At 76.6% G+C, this 16,073-nt stretch carries 18 protein-coding genes; 11 read left to right on the forward strand and 7 right to left on the reverse strand.

Annotated elements, in window-relative coordinates; translation table 11 throughout:
- Nucleotides 1-92 precede the first annotated feature (92 nt).
- From JD79_RS00640 to JD79_RS22110, 5 genes are all read left to right on the forward strand, one after another.
- On the forward strand, nucleotides 93-968 hold the full coding sequence (locus JD79_RS00640; RefSeq protein ID WP_245899471.1) for a hypothetical protein: 876 nt from the start codon (nucleotides 93-95) through the stop codon (nucleotides 966-968).
- A complete protein-coding gene (locus JD79_RS22915) occupies nucleotides 965-1,582 on the forward strand; it encodes a phage holin family protein (protein WP_211307803.1) in 618 nt (205 codons plus the stop codon). The genes JD79_RS00640 and JD79_RS22915 overlap by 4 nt, the downstream gene beginning before the upstream one ends.
- A 52-nt stretch (nucleotides 1,583-1,634) precedes the next feature.
- On the forward strand, nucleotides 1,635-2,372 hold the full coding sequence (locus JD79_RS00650) for a DUF3618 domain-containing protein (RefSeq protein WP_110003977.1): 738 nt from the start codon (nucleotides 1,635-1,637) through the stop codon (nucleotides 2,370-2,372).
- Nucleotides 2,373-2,515: 143 nt separating this feature from the next.
- On the forward strand, nucleotides 2,516-3,694 hold the full coding sequence (locus JD79_RS00655) for a sensor histidine kinase (protein WP_110003978.1): 1,179 nt from the start codon (nucleotides 2,516-2,518) through the stop codon (nucleotides 3,692-3,694).
- A 71-nt stretch (nucleotides 3,695-3,765) separates the two neighbouring features.
- Nucleotides 3,766-4,188 carry a hypothetical protein gene (locus JD79_RS22110; RefSeq protein WP_146220354.1) on the forward strand — a complete coding sequence of 141 codons (423 nt, stop codon included), beginning with the start codon at nucleotides 3,766-3,768 and terminating at the stop codon, nucleotides 4,186-4,188.
- Here the strand turns inward: JD79_RS22110 and JD79_RS00665 are convergent.
- From JD79_RS00665 to JD79_RS00685, 5 genes are all read right to left on the reverse strand, one after another.
- Entirely contained in the window at nucleotides 4,170-4,859 is a 690-nt protein-coding gene (locus JD79_RS00665) for a response regulator transcription factor (RefSeq protein WP_110003979.1), read from the reverse strand. The genes JD79_RS22110 and JD79_RS00665 overlap by 19 nt on opposite strands.
- 109 nt (nucleotides 4,860-4,968) lie before the next feature.
- A complete protein-coding gene (locus JD79_RS00670) occupies nucleotides 4,969-6,153 on the reverse strand; it encodes an acyl-CoA dehydrogenase family protein (RefSeq protein WP_110003980.1) in 1,185 nt (394 codons plus the stop codon).
- A 33-nt stretch (nucleotides 6,154-6,186) separates the two neighbouring features.
- Entirely contained in the window at nucleotides 6,187-6,672 is a 486-nt protein-coding gene (locus JD79_RS00675; RefSeq protein WP_211307804.1) for a methyltransferase domain-containing protein, read from the reverse strand.
- A gap of 43 nt (nucleotides 6,673-6,715) precedes the next feature.
- A complete protein-coding gene (budC, locus tag JD79_RS00680; protein WP_110003982.1) occupies nucleotides 6,716-7,489 on the reverse strand; it encodes a meso-2,3-butanediol dehydrogenase in 774 nt (257 codons plus the stop codon).
- 40 nt (nucleotides 7,490-7,529) lie between these two features.
- A complete protein-coding gene (locus tag JD79_RS00685; RefSeq protein WP_211307805.1) occupies nucleotides 7,530-8,420 on the reverse strand; it encodes an arginase family protein in 891 nt (296 codons plus the stop codon).
- Between the two features lie 74 nt (nucleotides 8,421-8,494).
- Here JD79_RS00685 and JD79_RS00690 point away from each other — a divergent pair, with 74 nt between their 5' ends.
- Nucleotides 8,495-8,704: a hypothetical protein gene (locus JD79_RS00690; RefSeq protein WP_110003983.1), complete on the forward strand. Its 210-nt coding sequence runs from the start codon at nucleotides 8,495-8,497 to the stop codon at nucleotides 8,702-8,704.
- Between the two features lie 84 nt (nucleotides 8,705-8,788).
- A complete protein-coding gene (locus JD79_RS23260; protein WP_110003984.1) occupies nucleotides 8,789-9,574 on the forward strand; it encodes a response regulator transcription factor in 786 nt (261 codons plus the stop codon).
- Nucleotides 9,575-9,586: 12 nt separating this feature from the next.
- Here the strand turns inward: JD79_RS23260 and JD79_RS00700 are convergent, their stop codons facing one another.
- A complete protein-coding gene (locus JD79_RS00700) occupies nucleotides 9,587-10,363 on the reverse strand; it encodes a MerR family transcriptional regulator (protein ID WP_110003985.1) in 777 nt (258 codons plus the stop codon).
- An 81-nt stretch (nucleotides 10,364-10,444) separates the two neighbouring features.
- On the opposite strand from JD79_RS00700, the gene JD79_RS00705 reads away from it, so the two are divergent.
- The 3 genes from JD79_RS00705 to JD79_RS00715 are packed head-to-tail and all read left to right on the forward strand — an operon-like array spanning nucleotide 10,445 to nucleotide 13,997.
- A complete protein-coding gene (locus JD79_RS00705; protein ID WP_211307806.1) occupies nucleotides 10,445-12,271 on the forward strand; it encodes a hypothetical protein in 1,827 nt (608 codons plus the stop codon).
- A complete protein-coding gene (locus JD79_RS00710; protein WP_211307807.1) occupies nucleotides 12,268-12,699 on the forward strand; it encodes a cupredoxin domain-containing protein in 432 nt (143 codons plus the stop codon). Before JD79_RS00705 ends, JD79_RS00710 begins: the two co-directional genes overlap by 4 nt.
- The gene (locus JD79_RS00715; protein WP_110003986.1) at nucleotides 12,696-13,997 is read left to right on the forward strand and encodes a hypothetical protein; all 1,302 of its coding nucleotides are present in this window, start codon (nucleotides 12,696-12,698) and stop codon (nucleotides 13,995-13,997) included. The genes JD79_RS00710 and JD79_RS00715 overlap by 4 nt, the downstream gene beginning before the upstream one ends.
- Nucleotide 13,998: 1 nt before the next feature.
- Here the strand turns inward: JD79_RS00715 and JD79_RS00720 are convergent, their stop codons facing one another.
- Nucleotides 13,999-15,549 (reverse strand): phospholipase D-like domain-containing protein, encoded by a 1,551-nt coding sequence (locus JD79_RS00720; RefSeq protein ID WP_245899473.1) that lies wholly within the window; start codon nucleotides 15,547-15,549, stop codon nucleotides 13,999-14,001.
- 200 nt (nucleotides 15,550-15,749) lie between these two features.
- Between JD79_RS00720 and JD79_RS22355 the strand changes: the two genes are divergently transcribed.
- On the forward strand, nucleotides 15,750-15,938 hold the full coding sequence (locus tag JD79_RS22355; protein ID WP_170149065.1) for a hypothetical protein: 189 nt from the start codon (nucleotides 15,750-15,752) through the stop codon (nucleotides 15,936-15,938).
- Nucleotides 15,939-16,073: the final 135 nt, after the last annotated feature.

Consider the following 16,073-nt stretch of genomic DNA (forward strand, 5'->3'; position numbering starts at 1 on the left):
ACACGTCCGGGCGACGGCCGTCGCCGGGACGTGTGTGGGTGATCCAGAACTGGGTAGCGCCAGCCTCGACCGAGATCCACTCAGGAGGAACGATGACCCACTCCATCGACGCCCCCCTCCCGCCGCCGCCCTCCTCGGGCGCCACCGGCTACGGGGACACGAGTTCGACCTCGACCACCACGACCACCTCCGGCTCGCCGTCGACCACCGACGTCGCGAAGGACGAGGCCCGCAACGTCGGCGAGACCGCCAAGCAGGCCGGGTCGCAGGTCGCCTCGACCGCCGCCGACCAGGCCAAGAACGTCGTGGCCGAGACGAAGCACCAGGCGCAGAGCCTGCTCGAGCAGGGCCGCAGCCAGGTCCGCCAGCAGGCCGTCTCGCAGCAGCAGAAGGCCGGGCAGAGCCTGTCGAGCCTGGCCGACCAGCTGCGCGGCATGGTCGAGGGCAACGCCCCCGCCCCCGGCCCGGCCCGCGACCTGATCCAGCAGGGCGCCAGCAGGGTCGAGGAGTTCGCGAACCTGCTGCAGAACCGCGAGCCGGCCGACCTGCTGGACGAGGTCCGCTCCTTCGCCCGCCGCAAGCCGGGCACCTTCCTGCTCGGCGCCGCGCTCGCCGGCGTCCTCGCCGGTCGCCTGACCAGCGGCGTGAAGGCCGCGCACAGCACCGACTCGTCCTCGAGCGGCCGCTCGCAGCTCACCTCGACGCCGTCGACCTACTCCTCGGGCAGCAACTACGTCGAGCCGGCCCCGACCTACACGGGCTACGAGTCGACCAGCGGCTATGAGACGACGACCGGCTACGAGACGACGACCGCCGCCGGCTACGGCGAGCACTCGGCCACGCCGGGCACCCCGCTGCCCCGCCGCCGTACGGCACGGTCCCGCCCGCCGGCAGCGTCGTGCCGCCGGCCGCGCCCGCCGGCTGGGACGACCCCACCCGGCGTCCGGGCCAGGGGGTCTGAGCCGTGACCTCCCCGTACTCCGGCGCCACGCCGGTGGGCGGCTCGGGCGGGTACCCGCCCGAGCCGCCGCAGCCGAACTACGCCGGGACCCCCGGCTACGAGCAGGGCGGCACCGGCTACGAGCAGGGCGCCACCAGCTACACCCAGGGCTCGACCGGCTACACCCAGGACGCCGGTTACGACCAGTCCTACGGCGCGCACGCCGGCAACCGGGGGACCCCGATGACCGAGGCCGGACGGCCCGAGGTCTCCGGGACCTCCGTCGGTGAGCTCATCAGCGAGGTCACCACGGACCTCTCGGTGCTCATGCGCCAGGAGCTCGAGCTGGCCAAGGCGGAGCTCAAGGTCGAGGCCAAGAAGGCCGGCCAGGGCGCGGGCATGTTCGGCGCCGCGGGCTTCGCCGGCTACATGGTGCTGCTGTTCCTCTCCTTCGCCCTGTGGTGGGCGCTCGAGAACGTGATGGACGCCGGCCTGGCCGCGCTCATCGTGGCGGTCCTCTGGGGCGTCATCGGCGCCGTCGCGTTCGTCCTGGGACGCAAGAAGTTCCGGCAGGTCAACCCGAAGCCCGAACGGACCGTGGACACCCTCCAGCAGGTCCCCGGCGCCCTCAAGCCCCACTGACCCGCGGCCCGCGACCGGAACCGGTCAGGCCACCACACACCCTGGAGCAGACATGACCAGCAGCAGTGACCCGGACGTCATCCGGCGGCAGATCGAGGAGACGCGTCGTGAGCTGAGCTACGACGTCGACGCCCTCAACGAGAAGGTCAACCCGGCCCGCGTCATCGACCGGCGCATGGCCACGGCGAAGGGCCGCTTCGCCAGCGTCAAGGACCGGGTCATGGGCTCGTCCCACGACACCCGTTCCTCGACGCACGGCAGCGCGCACAACGCCCTGGGCTCGGTCCAGGGCACGGCCTCCAACGTGGCCGGCAGCGTGCAGGGGGCGGCCTCCAACGCGGCCAGCAGCGTGCAGGGCGCGGCGTCCAGCGCCGCGGGCACGGTGCAGGACGCGGCCTCCCAGGCGGCGCACGCCGTCCAGCAGGCCCCCGACCTGGTCGTCCGCCAGACGCAGGGCAACCCCCTGGCCGCCGGGCTGATCGCCTTCGGGGTCGGCTGGCTCGTGTCGAGCCTGCTGCCCGCCTCGGAGAGGGAGCGGCAGCTGGCCCAGCAGGCCGAGAGCACGCTGCGCGAGCACAAGGACGAGCTGCTCGCGCCGGCCAAGCAGGCCGCGCAGGAGGTCGGCGAGCAGCTCAGGCCGGCCGCGCAGCAGGCCGTCGAGGAGGTCAAGGGCACCGCCCAGGACGCCGCCCAGACGGTCAAGCAGGAGGGCCAGTCGGCCGCGCAGGACGTGCAGGGCCAGGCCCAGCAGTCCCGCCAGTCCGTGCAGAGCCAGACCTCCAGCAGCTGAGCTCCGCACCACCACCGCACCACCACCGCGGCGCCCCGTCGGGTCCTCCCGGCGGGGCGCTGCCGTGTCCGCGCCTCCCCTGCCCGGGTGAGCCGCCGGCGCCCCGGCTGGACCCCGCGGGTGCCGGTGCCGACCACCGGGGTGTGACCGGGACCGGGGCGGAGCTCGCGGCGCTGCGCGCGCAGGTCGCCGAGCTGCAGGCCGAGCGCGCCACGCTGGCCGAGCTGGTCGCCGACCGTGGGGAGGAGCTCGCCGTCGCCGCGCGGATGCTGCGCGCCCGCGCCGCCACGATGACCAGCGTCGTCGACGCGATCACCGAGCAGTCCGTCGTCGGCACCGACCGCCACGGCGTGGTCCGCGTGTGGAACCCCGGCGCGGAGCGGCTGCTCGGGCTGCCGCGCGCCGACGTCGTCCGCCGCCGCCGGATCACCGACTTCCACCTGCCCGAGGAGCTCGGCGGCCGCGGGCTCGACGCCCTGGTGGCGGCCGCCGCCGAGCACGGCAGCGACGTCCGCGACTGGACCTACGTGGCGGCCGGCGGTTCCCGCCGGACCGTGTCGGTCGCCGTCACCCCGCGCGCCGACGACGAAGGCGGCGCCGGCTGGACCTTCGTCGGCACCGACATGACCGAGGTGCGCGCCGCCGAGCGGCTCAAGGACCAGTTCGTCGCGCTGGTCGGCCACGAGCTGCGCACCCCGCTGTCGGCGGTGCTCGGCTGGCTGGAGGTCGTGCTGGACGACCCCGCGCTCGACGCCGGCCACCGCCGGGCCCTCGACACCGTGACCCGCAACGCCGCCCGCCTCGAGCGCCTGGTCGGGGACCTGCTGTTCACCGCGCAGGTGGAGGCCGGCCGCTTCGTCCTCACCCCGGGCGAGGTCGACCTCGGCGGCCTGGTGTCGGCCGCGGAGGAGTCGGCGCGGGTCGCCGCCGCGGCCGCCGGCGTCACCCTGGAGGCGCACGTGCCCGGGCCCGGCCCGGTGGTGCCCGGCGACGCCGTCCGGCTGGCGCAGGCGGTCGACAACCTCGTCTCCAACGCGGTGAAGTTCACGCCGCGCGGCGGGCGCGTGGAGCTCGCCGTCGAGGCCGCGGACGCCACCGTGTGCGTGCACGTCCGCGACACCGGCGTCGGCATCCCCGCGGCCGACCGGCCGCGGCTGGGCGAGCGGTTCGTGCGCGCGGCGAGCGCCGTGCGCGCCGGGGTGCCCGGCGTCGGGCTCGGCCTGTCCATCACCCGGGCGATCGCCACGGCGCACGGCGGCCGGCTGGAGCTGGCCGGCGTCGAGGGGTGCGGGACCACGGCCACGCTGGTCCTGCCGCGCTGAGCACACCGTCCTGCGCCTCTCTTGCGGGGGGCGCGCGGAGCGGCTGCGGCGCCGGTGGCAGGCTCGTGATCGTGATCCCGGACGACGGCACCCCCGTCCGGCGGGCCTCGATCGTCACCGACGGCGAGCTGCCCGCCCGGCTGCTGGCATTCCTCGAGGAGCGCACCGCACCGGCCGGCGACCCCCCGCCGGCGGTCCCCGTCGACCCCGACCTCGTCGCGCGGCTGCGCACCGCGCACGCCGAGGCCCTGCCGGGCCGGCTGGCCGCGATCGCCGGCGCCGCGCGGGCCGGGGACGCCCGCGCGCTGGCCGCCGACGCCGGCGCCCTGGCCGGCAGCAGCGCCCAGCTCGGCGATCCCGACGTCGCGCGGCTGTCGGGCGCCATCGCCGTGCAGGCGCGCCGCGGCGTCGTGGCCGCCGGGCTGGTCGCCGAGCTCGCCGAGGCGGCGGGCGCGGTCCCGGTGCCGCGCGGGGATCAGGCGACCAGCCGGTAGCCCACCCCGCGGACGGTCCTGATCTCGGCCGCGCGCAGTCCCGCGGCGGTGAGCTTGCGCCGCAGGTTGGACATGTGCGCCTCGACCAGGCGCAGGCTGCCGGACCACTCCGTCTGCCACACCTCGCGCAGCAGCGTCTCGCGCTGCAGCACCCGGCCGGGCCGGGCGGCCAGCGCCGCCAGCAGGTCGAACTCGGTGCGGGTCAGGTCGACGACGGCGCCGTCGACGCGCACCTCGCGGCTGTCCTCGTCGACCTCGAGGTCGGCGAGCCGCACGACGGCGTCGTCGGCGGGCACGACGGCCGGCCGGGGGCGCCGCAGCATCGCCTGGACCCGGGCCACCAGCTCCCGCGGCGAGAACGGCTTGGCCATGTACCCGTCGGCGCCGACGGCGAGGCCGACGAGCAGGTCGACCTCCTCGGCCCGCGCGGTGAGCATGAGCACGTAGCTGCCGCTCTCGGCGCGCAGCCGGCGGCAGACCTCGGTGCCGTCCCCGTCGGGCAGGCCGAGGTCGAGCACGACCAGGTCCGGCGCGGACCGGCGCACCTCGGCCAGGCACGCGGCGCCGGTGCCCACGGCGCGGACGTCGAACCCCGCGCGGGCGAGCACCGTGGCGACCAGCTCGCGGATCTCCGCGGTGTCCTCCACGACCAGCACCGACTGCCCGGCCACCGCGCGCCTCCCGTCCCGGCGACCCGGACGGTCACCCCGGACGGGGCAACGGCAGCCGCGGGACCGCGGTCCAGCCGGGCCGCGGTCCCCTCACCCCTGCGAGGTGGGGTCAGACGAAGGCGCTGACCCCGGTGAGCGCCCGCCCGACGATGAGGCTGTTGATCTCGCGGGTGCCCTCGTAGGAGTACAGCGCCTCGGCGTCGGCGAAGTACCGGACGACGTCGTTCTCCAGCAGGATCCCGTTGCCGCCGAACAGCTCGCGGGCCAGGGCGACGGTCTCGCGGGCCCGGCCGGTGACGAAGGCCTTGGCCAGCGCGGCCTGCTCGTCCTTGAAGACGCCCTCCTCCTGCAGTTGCGAGACCCGCACCGCCATCCCGAGGCTGGCGGTGACGTTGCCGGCCATGCGGGCGAGCAGGTCCTGGACGAGCTGGAAGCCGGCGATCGGGCGGCCGAACTGCGAGCGCTCCCTGGCGTAGGTGATCGCCGCCTCGAAGGCGCCCATCTGGCAGCCGACCGCCGACCAGGCCACGCCGCCGCGGGTCAGCTTGAGCACCCGGTTGACGTCCTTGAACGAGTTGCCGTGCTCGAGCTTGTTCTCCGCCGGCACCCGGCAGCCCTCGAACACGATGTCGGCGTTCTGCACGGTGCGCAGGGCGTACTTGCCCTCCATCTTCGTGGGCGTGAAGCCGGGGGTGCCCCTCTCCACGACGAAGGTCTTCACCGAGTCGTCGGCGACGTCCCGGGCGAACACCACGACGACGTCGGCGATGGTCCCGTTGCCGATCCACCGCTTGGCGCCGTCGATGACCCACCCGTCGCCGTCGCGGCGCGCGGTGGTCTCCAGCCCGCGGGCGACGTCGGAGCCGCCGTGCGGCTCGGTGAGGGCGAAGGCGCCGATCTTGTCGAAGGCGACCATGTCGGGGACCCACCGGGCGCGCTGCTCGTCGGAGCCCAGCAGCACGATCGACCCCATCGACAGGCCGTTGTGCACGCCGAGGAACGTGGCCATCGACGGGTCGACGCGCGCGGTCTCCAGCGCGATGAAGCCGGTGAACAGCCGGGAGGCGCGCGGCTGGTGCTCCAGGTCGTAGCTGCGCCCGACCATGCCCTCCTCGGCGAAGCGGGGCACCAGGTCCATCGGGAACTCCGACGAGGCCCAGGCGTCGTTGACGCGCGGCCGCACCTCCTCGTGCAGGAAGCGCCGGATGCCGGTCAGCTCCTTGCGCTCGTCGTCGGTCAGCAGCGTCTCGTAGCCGTACAGGTCGCCGGGCAGGCCGGGCAGGTCGTCGGTCATTGCAGGGTCCTCCCGTTGGCGGATGCCCCTCTCCTACCCGCCGTCCGGGCGACGCAACTCGATCGTGGCCGTCGGGAACGGGACGGTGCCGACCTGCGCCGTGGCGGTCACCGCGAGGCCGCGCTCCCCTGCCGCCCGGGCGACCTGGACCCGCACACGGTCGGCGTCGCCCGCGCGCATCACCGAGGCGCCGAGGACCACCCGTCCGCCCGGGGCGAGCACCCGCGCGACGACGTCCCACTCCGGCGCCGGTGGTGTCCAGAAGGCCCGGACGTCGACGGCGACGACGACGTCGAACCGGTCGTCGCCGAGGTCGGCCTCGACGAGCGGAGCGGCCACGAGCCGGACCCGGCCCGCCTCGACCGCCGCCCGGTTGCGCCGGGTGGCGGCCGCGACCATCCGGGCCGACCGGTCGACGGCGACGACCGGGCCCGGGTGCACGGCGGCGGCCAGCAGGGTGACCAGCACACCGGCACCGCAGCCGACCTCGAGCACCCGCTCCCCCGGCCCGGCGGCCACCGCGCCGGCGACGGAGGCCAGGCGGTCGGAGGGAGGCCGGGTGCTAGACGTGCGCCTGGCCGGTCGAGGCACTGGTGCCGCCGTCGACGGCCAGCACCGCACCGGTGACGTACCGGGCGCCCTCGGAGGCGAGGAAGAGCACCGCCGGGGCGATGTCCTCGGGCTCGCCGGGCCGGCCGAGTGCGACGCGGTTGACGAACGGCGCGAGCGACGCCTCGTCGCGGGGGACGTCCTGGTTGATCTCGGTGAAGGTGAAGGCCGGCGCGACGGCGTTGAGCCGCACCCCTCGCGCGCCCCAGTCCAGGGCCAGCGACTGCACGAAGACGGTGATGGCGGCCTTGGTGGCGTTGTACCCGGCCTGCCCCCAGTCGCCGCGCAGACCCGACACCGAGGAGACGGCGACCAGGTTGCCGCCGGACTCCGCCAGGCGCGGCAGCGCGGCCTTGGCGAGGTGGAAGAAGGCGTCGACGTTGGTGGCGCGCATCCGCTCCCACGCGTCGTCGGCGAGGTCGGTGATCTCCCCGCTCTCGTAGCCGGCGGCGTTGCTCACCACGACGTCGAGCCGGCCGAACCGGTCGACGACGTCGGCGACGAGCTGCCGCACCTGCGCGGGGTCGGAGACGTCGGCCGGCAGCGCCGCCCCGCGCTCGGCGGGCACGCCCTCGAGGGCGGACTCCAGCCGCTCCCGCCGGCGGCCGGTGACGGCGACGGTGGCGCCGGCGTCGAGGAAGGCCCGGGTGATCGCCAGGCCGATGCCCGAGCCGCCGCCGGTGACGAGGACGACGGAGCCGGTGAAGTCGAAGGTCGTGGTGGCCATGCCCCCCTCCTCCCCCACGGTGTGCCGGCGGAACCGTGCCTCAGCCCAGCGCGGCCGTGAGGACGGCCACGAGCCGGCCCACGTCGTCCGGGCCGGGCGCGTGGTCGGGGTTGACCTCCGTGACGCACAGCCCGCGCAGGCCGGGGTCGGCGCACAGCCGGGTGAGGACGGCCGCGACGGTGCCGAGCGGCAGGCCGCGGCCGTGGTCGGGCACGTCGGCCAGCGGGAGGTCGAGGAACTCGACGACGTCGACGTCGAGGTGCACGAGGAACCCGTCGTCCCGGCCCGCGGCCCTCGCGGCCGCCGCCGCCGCGCCGTCGGGGTCGGCCGCGACCGCGCCGGCCGGGGTGACGGCGAGGCCGATCCGCCGCGCCGTGGTGGCGTCGGGCTCGACCGCACGGACGCCGACCGCCACCACGGCGTCCACGGCGAGGAGCGGCCGGACCGGGCCGACGGCGAGCAGGTCGGGATCGCACCCGTCGAGCGCGAGGACGTGGGCCAGCGCCATCGAGTCGGCGACGCCGGTGGGGTTGTCGGCCGGGGTGCGGAGGTCGACGCCGCCGTCGACGTAGACCAGCCCCGGCTCCCGCCCGGCGGCCCGCGCGCCCGCGACGAGGCCGACCGTGGTCGTGCACTCCCCTCCCACCACGACCGGCAGCCGGCCGGCCCGCAGCGAGGCCGCGACCGCGTCGCGCACCGCGACGAGGCCCGCGGCGACGCGGCCGGCGTCCCGGACCCGCCCGGCCGGCGCCGGACCCGCGGTCCACCGGGCGGGCGGGAACAGCTCCCGGACGGCCACCTCCCGCGACCGGCCGAGCGCCTCCGGCAGCCCGGCCGTGGCGAGCGCGGCCCAGGCCCGCTCCTGGCCGGGCCAGTGCGCCGCCGCACTCGACGGGGCCGCCAGCAGGTCCACCGGGGGGAGCGGGGTCACGCCGGTGTCCTACCGGGGGGTGCCGACGGTCCGGTGCGGTTGACACGTGACACCGCTCGGTGTCACATGGAGGCGTGTCCGGCGCGAGCACCCTGGCGACCGACGGGCTGAGCCTCGTCGCCACCGCCGGCTTCTCCGTGCCGGCGGCGCTCCTGGTGGCCGCCGTCGTGATGGCGGTGGTCCGCGACCGGCGGCTGGCCGCCCGCGACCGCGACGAGGCCGACGGTGCGCACGAGCGCACCGGCTCCCCCGCCGCCGGCCGCGACCGGCGACCGGCCGGCTAGGTCGCCCCGCGCCGGGTCGCCGCTGGTCGCGGACGGCGGGTCGGTGCCAGGCTGTCCCCGCAGCGGTGGGCGTCGGGAGTCGCGATGTCGGACGCACGGGCGTGGCAGGCAGCGCCGGACCTGGTGGACCTGCTCGACGGCGTGGTCGACCGGGACCGCCACCTGCGCGTGGTCGCGGGGGCCCTCACCGACCTGCTGTGCGCCGACTTCGTCGGCCGGGTCGCCCTCGACCTGCGCGACCGGTCGGCCGAGGTCCGGCGGCACCCGCAGGGCGGACGGTCCGGCGACGACGTGGCCCGGCACCTGCTCGCCCTCGCCGGCGACCACCCGGTCGTCCGCAGCCTCCGCGCCGACCGCTCCCGCGGCCTCCCGGCCCCGCGGCGGCTGAGCGACGTGGCGACGCGGGCGGAGCTGCTGCGCAACGCGGCCTACGTCGAGCTGCTCCGACCGGGCGGCGCCGAGCACCAGATGACGATCCCGACCGCGCGCACGGGGGCCGGCGGCCGGGTCTGGACGGTCAACCGGTCGGGTGCCGAGTTCAGCGACCGGGACCTGGCGTCGGCGCGGGCGCTGCAGCCCGTCCTCGCCCTGCTGGACCGGACGGTGGGCGCCCACCTGGCGGCCGCGCCGGACGGCGTGGCCGCGCGCGAGGAGCTCGGGCTCACCGCCCGCGAGGTGCAGGTGCTGGGGCACGTCGGCAGCGGGCTGACCGCGGACGCCGTCGCGCGCCTGCTCCGGATCAGCGACCGCACGGTGCACAAGCACCTGGAGAACGCCTACCGCAAGCTGGACCGCCACGACCGGCTGCTCGCCGTCGACCGGGCACGCGAGCTGGGCGTCCTCCCGCAGCCGCGGCGCCGGGCACCGTGACCGTCCGGCCGGCTACTCGTCGGCCGGCGCCGCGAGCCCGGCCGTGACCGCGGCCCCGACCGCCGCGGCCATCTCGGTGCGGAAGCTGGCCAGCAGCGCCTGCGCCGCGGCCGGCTGCAGCCGCTCGACCATCGCGCGCACCTCGTCGAGCTGCTCGGGCGGCGCGCCGGCCTCGACGAAGGCCTGCCAGCCGGTCTCCACGAACATCCCGACGTAGGTGGCCGCGATCTCCCGCACCAGCTCGATCACCCGCGCCTGGGCGGCCACCAGCGCCGAGGGCGGGACGCCGAGCCGGACGACCTGCAGGCCCGCGGTCAGCAGCGACGGGTCGGTCACCCGCAGCCGGCCGTCGTCGAGCCGTTCCAGGAGGCCGAGCTCGACCATCTCCTCCAGGGTGGCCGGCTCCACCGGGACCCCGGCGCGCGCGGTGAGCTCGTCGGCGGTGGTGTCCTCGGGCTCGGGCGGCAGCCACGGCGCGAGCAGCGCGCGGTGCAGCGCGAGCGCGGCCGACCCGCCCACGGAGGGCGCGGTGGCCAGCGTCCGCTCGATGACGGCCAGCGAGTAGCCCTCGGCGAGCATCTCGCGGACCAGCAGCAGCCGGGCGACGTGCTCGGCGCCGTAGTAGCCGGTGCGACCGACCAGCCGGGGCGGCGGCAGCAGCCCGCGGGCGGCGTAGGCGCGCACGTTGCGCACGGTGATGCCCGCCCGCGCGGCGAGCTCGTCGACGGTGAACTCACGATCGCCGCCCCCCTCGGGGACGGACGCGGCTTCCTGCTGCTCGGCCTCCATCAGGGAGCGATCGTAACGGTCCTCCGATGTGCCACTTTGCCATGTAACGTTGATTGGTGTTCCATACGTCCCGTGACGTCCATGGGACCAGCGCTGCTCGCCGTGGAGGAGCGTCCGGCCGGGGGTGCCGCCCTCGGGGAGGTCGTGCTCGCCTCGGCCCTCGGGTTCGCCCTCACCGCCGCCCTCCTCGGCCTGGTCTGGGCCCACCGCACCGGGCGGACCGCGGCGCTCAGCCGCGCCGGGGACGCCCTCGGGAGGACCGCGCACGTGCCCGGCTGGGTCGCCCTGCCGACCGTGCTGACGACGGCGTCCCTGCTCGTGGCGCTGCTCGGGATGCTCTGGGACATCTCGCTGCACATCGGCGTCGGCCGCGACGAGGGACCGCTGGCCAACCCCGCGCACTACCTCATCCTCCTCGGCCTGTTCGGCGTCTTCTCCGGCGGCGTGCTGGCCTGCTCGATGCCCCTGGGCGAGCGCCCCGGCCCGGCCGCCGTCCGCTTCCTGCGCGGGTGGGACGTGCCCGTCGGCGGGGTCCTGCTCACCGCCGCGGGCTTCTACGCCCTGCTCGGCTTCCCGCTCGACGACGTCTGGCACCGCCTGTTCGGCCAGGACGTGACGCTGTGGGGCCCCACCCACCTGATGCTCATCGGCGGCGCGGGACTGTCCGTCGTCGGCCTGCTCGTCCTGGAGATGGAGGGCCGCGACGGGACGTCCCCCGACGACGGCGGCCGGCGCGCCGGCCGCCGCGCGCGGTTCCTCCGCCAGGCCGCGGCCATGGGCGGCCTGCTGCTGGGCCTGTCGGTGTTCCAGGGCGAGTTCGACTTCGACGTCCCGCAGTTCCGCCTGGTGCTCGAGCCGTTCATGGTCGCCGGCGCCGCCGGGGCCGCGCTGGTCGCCGCCCGGCTCTGGATGGGCCGCGGCGGAGCGCTCGCCGCGACCGCCTTCTTCCTCCTCGTGCGCGGCACCATCTCCGTCCTGGTGGGCCCGGTCCTCGGCGAGATCCCCCCCACCTTCCCGCTGTACCTCGGTTCGGCGCTGGTCGTGGAGGTCCTCGCGCTGGCCTGGCCGCTGGTGCGCCGCCCACTCGCCTTCGGCGCCGTCGCCGGCGCGCTCGTCGGCACCGCCGGCACCGCCGTCGAGGCGCTGTGGACACGGCTGACCCAGACCCTGGAGTGGAACGGCGACGTCCTGGTCGAGGGCACCGTCATGGCCGTCGTCGGCGGGGTCGCCGGCGGCCTGCTCGGGGCCCTGCTGGCCCTCGGCCTGCGGCGCCGGCTGCCCCGGCCGGCCGTCGCCCGCAGCGTGCTCGTGCTCGCCCTGGTGGCGGTCGCCGGCGGGGTGGCCAACGGGGTGGTCGCCACCGTCCCCGACGACCTCGAGGCCACCTTCACCGTCGAGGAGGTCACCTCCGACCCGCGCACGGTCGACGTGAGCGTGCAGCTGAGCCCGGCAGACGCCGTCGACGACCCGGCGTGGGTGCAGATCACCGCCTGGCAGGGACAGGGGCTGGTGGTCACCGACCTCGAGCGAACCGGGCCGGGCGTGTACCGGACCACCGAGCCGGTGCCGGTCCACGGCGACTGGAAGACGCTGCTGCGCGTCCACGACGGGCGGGTGCTCACCGCGGTGCCGATCCACCTGCCCGAGGACCCCGCGATCCCGGCCGACGGGGTCGCCGCCACCGACGGGGTGACCCGCGCGGCCGTCCCGGAGGTCGACGTCCTGCAGCGGGAGCGGGAGCGGTCCGGCGGCGGGCTGTGGACGGCGGCCGGCCTCGTCGTCCTGGCCTGCACGCTGGCGATCGTGGCGGCGCTCGCGTGGGGCGTGGGCCGGTACTCCCGGCTCGGCGGTGGACGCCTCCCCGGCCGGCCGGTCGACGGCCGGGTGGTCAGCGGGGTGGGCCGGTGACCCGCCGCCCGGCCCTCGCCGCCGCCGCGACCGCGCTGGCCCTCCTGACCGGCTGCGCCGGGACCGCGCCGTCGGACGCCGGTGCGCCCGCGTCCGGCGCACCGTCGGCGTCCTCGGCGGCGACGACGGCCCCGGAGGCGTCGGTGGCGGCCCCGTCCACCCCGGCCGGCCGCGTCCTCGAGGTGCGGATCTCCGGCGGGCGGGTGACCGGGGACACCGGCCGCGTGCCGGTCGCCCTCGGCGAGCAGGTCACCCTGACCGTCACCAGCGACGCCGCCGACGAGCTGCACGTGCACGGCTACGACCGCGCGGCCGGGCTGGTCCCCGGCACCCCGGCGACCGTGCGGTTCCCCGCCGACGTCCCCGGCGTCTTCGAGGTGGAGCTGCACGAGACGGGCACGGTGCTCCTGTCGCTGCAGGTCGGGTGACCGTCCTCGCGCACGGCGTCGGCTCGCGCACCGACCTGCCGCTCCCCCTCGGGCTGGCGCTCTACGGCGCCGGTGCGGCGATCCTGGTCAGCTTCACGGTGCTGCTGCTGTTCTGGCGGCGGCCGAGGCTCGGGGACGCCACGTCGGGACACCCGCTGCCGCCCTGGGTGCAGCGGGCCGCGGACAGCACCGTCCTGCGCCGGTGCCTGCAGGCGGCCGCGCTCGCCGTCGCCGTCCTCGTGCTGCTCGTCGCGCTCGCCGGACCCCGCGACCCCGCGGACAACCTGGCGCCGTGGGTCCTCTACGTGACCTTCTGGGTCGGGCTGGTGCCGGCCAGCCTGCTGCTCGGCCCGGTCTGGCGGGTGGCCAACCCGCTGCGGCTGCTCGCCCGCGGCCTGCGCGTGGGAGCCGGCCCGCCGCGCGGTGCCGGCCGGCTGCCGGAGCTCGGGCTGTGGCCGGCGGCCGCCTCGCTGCTGGCCTTCGTCTGGCTGGAGCTGGTGTACCCGGACCGGTCCGAGCCGGCCACGGTCGCGGTGTTCCTGCTCGGGTACGCGGTCGTGCACCTGGCCGCGGCGGCCTGGTTCGGCGAGGAGTGGTTCGCCCGCGCCGACGGCTTCGAGGTGTACTCGACCGTCCTGGCCCGGCTGTCCCCGGTCGGCCGCCGCGACGACGGGGCCGTCGTCGTCCGCTCGCCGCTGACCACCGCGACGGCCGCCCCGGACGCGGCGGGCCTGGCCGCCGTCGTGGTGGTGCTGCTCGGCTCGACCGGCTTCGACGGGCTGTCGCGCACCGTGTGGTGGCAGGCCGGCCCCGGAGCCGCGGACGACACGCTGTCGGGCACGCTGGGGCTGGCCGCCTGCACCGGGCTCGTCGCGGTCCTGTACCTGCTCGGCACGCGCCTGTCGGGCCGGCTCGGCCGGCTGCCGCTGCGCCCGCAGCCCCGGCTGTACGCGGCCTCGGTGGTGCCGATCGCGATCGGCTACACGGTCGCGCACTACTTCTCGCTGCTCGTCCTCGACGGGCAGAGGACGTGGATCCTCGCCAGCGACCCCCTCGGCACCGGCGCCGACCTGTTCGGCACCGCCGGGAACGTCGTCGACCTGCGGGCGGTCGGCCCCGACCTGATCGCCTACGTGCAGGTGGCGGCGGTGGTCCTCGGCCACGTCGTCGGCGTGGTGCTGGCCCACGAGAAGGCGATGCGGGTGGCGCCGCGGGCGCCGGCGTCGGACCAGTTGCCGCTGGTGGTCGTCATGGTGCTCTTCACCGTCGCCGGCCTCGGCCTGCTGTTCGGCTTCTGACTCAGCCGCGCTGCCGGCGGCGGCGGCCGGCGAAGGCCTGCTTCACCCGGCGCCAGCGGTTCGGGGTGTGCTCCGCGTCGAGCAGCTCGGTGTCGGCGAGGAAGCGCTCGACCGGGTCCAGCTGCGGCGGCTCGAAGGGCACCAGCGAACGCCCGGCGGGCCGCACGAGCGCGTCGACCGCGCGCACCAGCGAGCCACCGTGCTGCTCGACGGCGGCCGCGACCTCCTCCGGCGCCACCCCGAGGTGCTCGCCGAGCAGCCGGTGCCGCATCGCCAGCACCGCCTCCCGCAGCTCGGTCTCCCGCGGGTCGCCGGTGCGGGCCTCGATGGACAGGTCGCACTCGGTGTCCAGCCCCATCGAGCGGTTGTTGAGGTTCGACGAGCCGATCCGCAGCAGCCGGTCGTCGACACAGGTGACCTTCGCGTGCACGTACACCGGCCGGCGCCCCTCGGTGACCGGGACGAGCAGCCGGAACCGGTCGTGCCGGTCGGCGCGGCGGACCAGGTCGAGCAGCTTGACCCGGGCGGTGTCCATGGCCTTGCTCTCCAGCCACCCCTCGGCGCCCCGGGGGTTGAGCACCACGAACTCGGGGCCGTCGTCCTCGGCCAGCCGGTCGGCGATCGCCTCGGCGATGCGGCGGTTGGCGAAGTACTGCGTCTCGACGTAGACCGTGCGCCGGGCGGCGGCGATCGCGGCCAGCCACAGGAGCTCGATCTCGTGGACCAGCTCGGCCCCGCCGTACGCGGGGCGGGTGCGCGAGATCGCCACGTCGACGTCGGTCAGGAACGTCTCCACCCCGTCGGGCCAGCACGCCTCGACGTCGTCCACCGGCTCCAGGCGCTCCCCCGTGCCGCTCTCCCAGCGCTCACGGGCGAGGTCGCCGATGGCCCGTGCCGCCGGGCCGGACACCAGGCTGGTGACGTCGTGCCACGGGCCGCGCAGCCGGGTGGTGTGCGGGCGGTGGCGCATCGGGTGGCGGTCGCGGTGCTCGGAGGTGTCCCAGCGGTCGGCGGTGACGTCGATGCCGCCGGCGAAGGCGAGGCAGTCGTCGATGACGACGATCTTCTGGTGGTGGGCGCCGCCGAGGGGGTGGTGCGTGTCGACGGCGAACCGCAGCCGGTCGGGGGTGCGCCGGTTGAGCCACACGATCGGGGCCATGCGCCGGTTGAGCGCCACGACCATCCCGAGGTCCCACTGCAGGACGCCGATCTCCAGCCGCGGGTTGTCGCGCACGGCCTTCTCCAGCACCCGGCCGAGCCGGTCGTCGCGGGCACGGCCCGGGGTGCGGGGGTCCAGGCGGATGCGCGGGTCGAAGTCCCAGCCGATGAACAGCACCCGCCGCTCGGCGCGCAGGACCGCGCGCTTGAGGGTGGCGAAGTAGTCGGCGGCGTCGACGAACACCGCGTGGCGGTCGGCGCGCTCGATGCGCCAGCAGGTCTCACCCGGGACGAGCAGCGTGTCGTCCGTCTGCGCGGGGACGGGCTCGGGGAGGGCCGCCGGCACGGCGGGGACCCGGGACGTCGTCCCGGCGGCGTCGGCGCTCTCGATCACCTGCGCAGTCTGCCCACCGGGGCAAGCCGCCGCGCCGCCTCGTCCCCCGTCCGGGTCTGCGCCCTTCGTCCCTTGACCCCCTGACGGGGAGGGGCGGATCGTCGGACGCCTGGCCCGCGGGGCGCCCAGGAGAGGGCCGGCGGTCGGGCCCGTCTCCCCTGCTCGCCCCACGGACGCCCGGACGGATCGTCCGACGGCCCGTGCGCTCCCCCGGAGGGCCCGACATGGACAACCAGCACGACGACAGCGCCACCCGGACCCGGCTGCGCGCCGCTCCGGCCTCGACCCCGTCCCGCCTCCCCGACGACCCGGAGGAGCGCGCCGACCTGCTGGAGGACCGGCGCCTGCAGTGGGACCAGGACTGGGCCGAGCTCGGCGGCGAGGCCTAGACCCCGGACGGCGGACCGCCGCCGGCCGGGACGCCGTCGCACCGCCCGTGGGAGCACGGGGGTGCAGATGGTGGGGACCGGCCCGGACGACGAGCGCTCCGCCGCCTGGTGCGCGGTGTGGGCGGCGACCCAGCG

Source organism: Geodermatophilus normandii (genome assembly GCF_003182485.1).
Taxonomy (GTDB): Bacteria; Actinomycetota; Actinomycetes; order Mycobacteriales; family Geodermatophilaceae; genus Geodermatophilus; species Geodermatophilus normandii.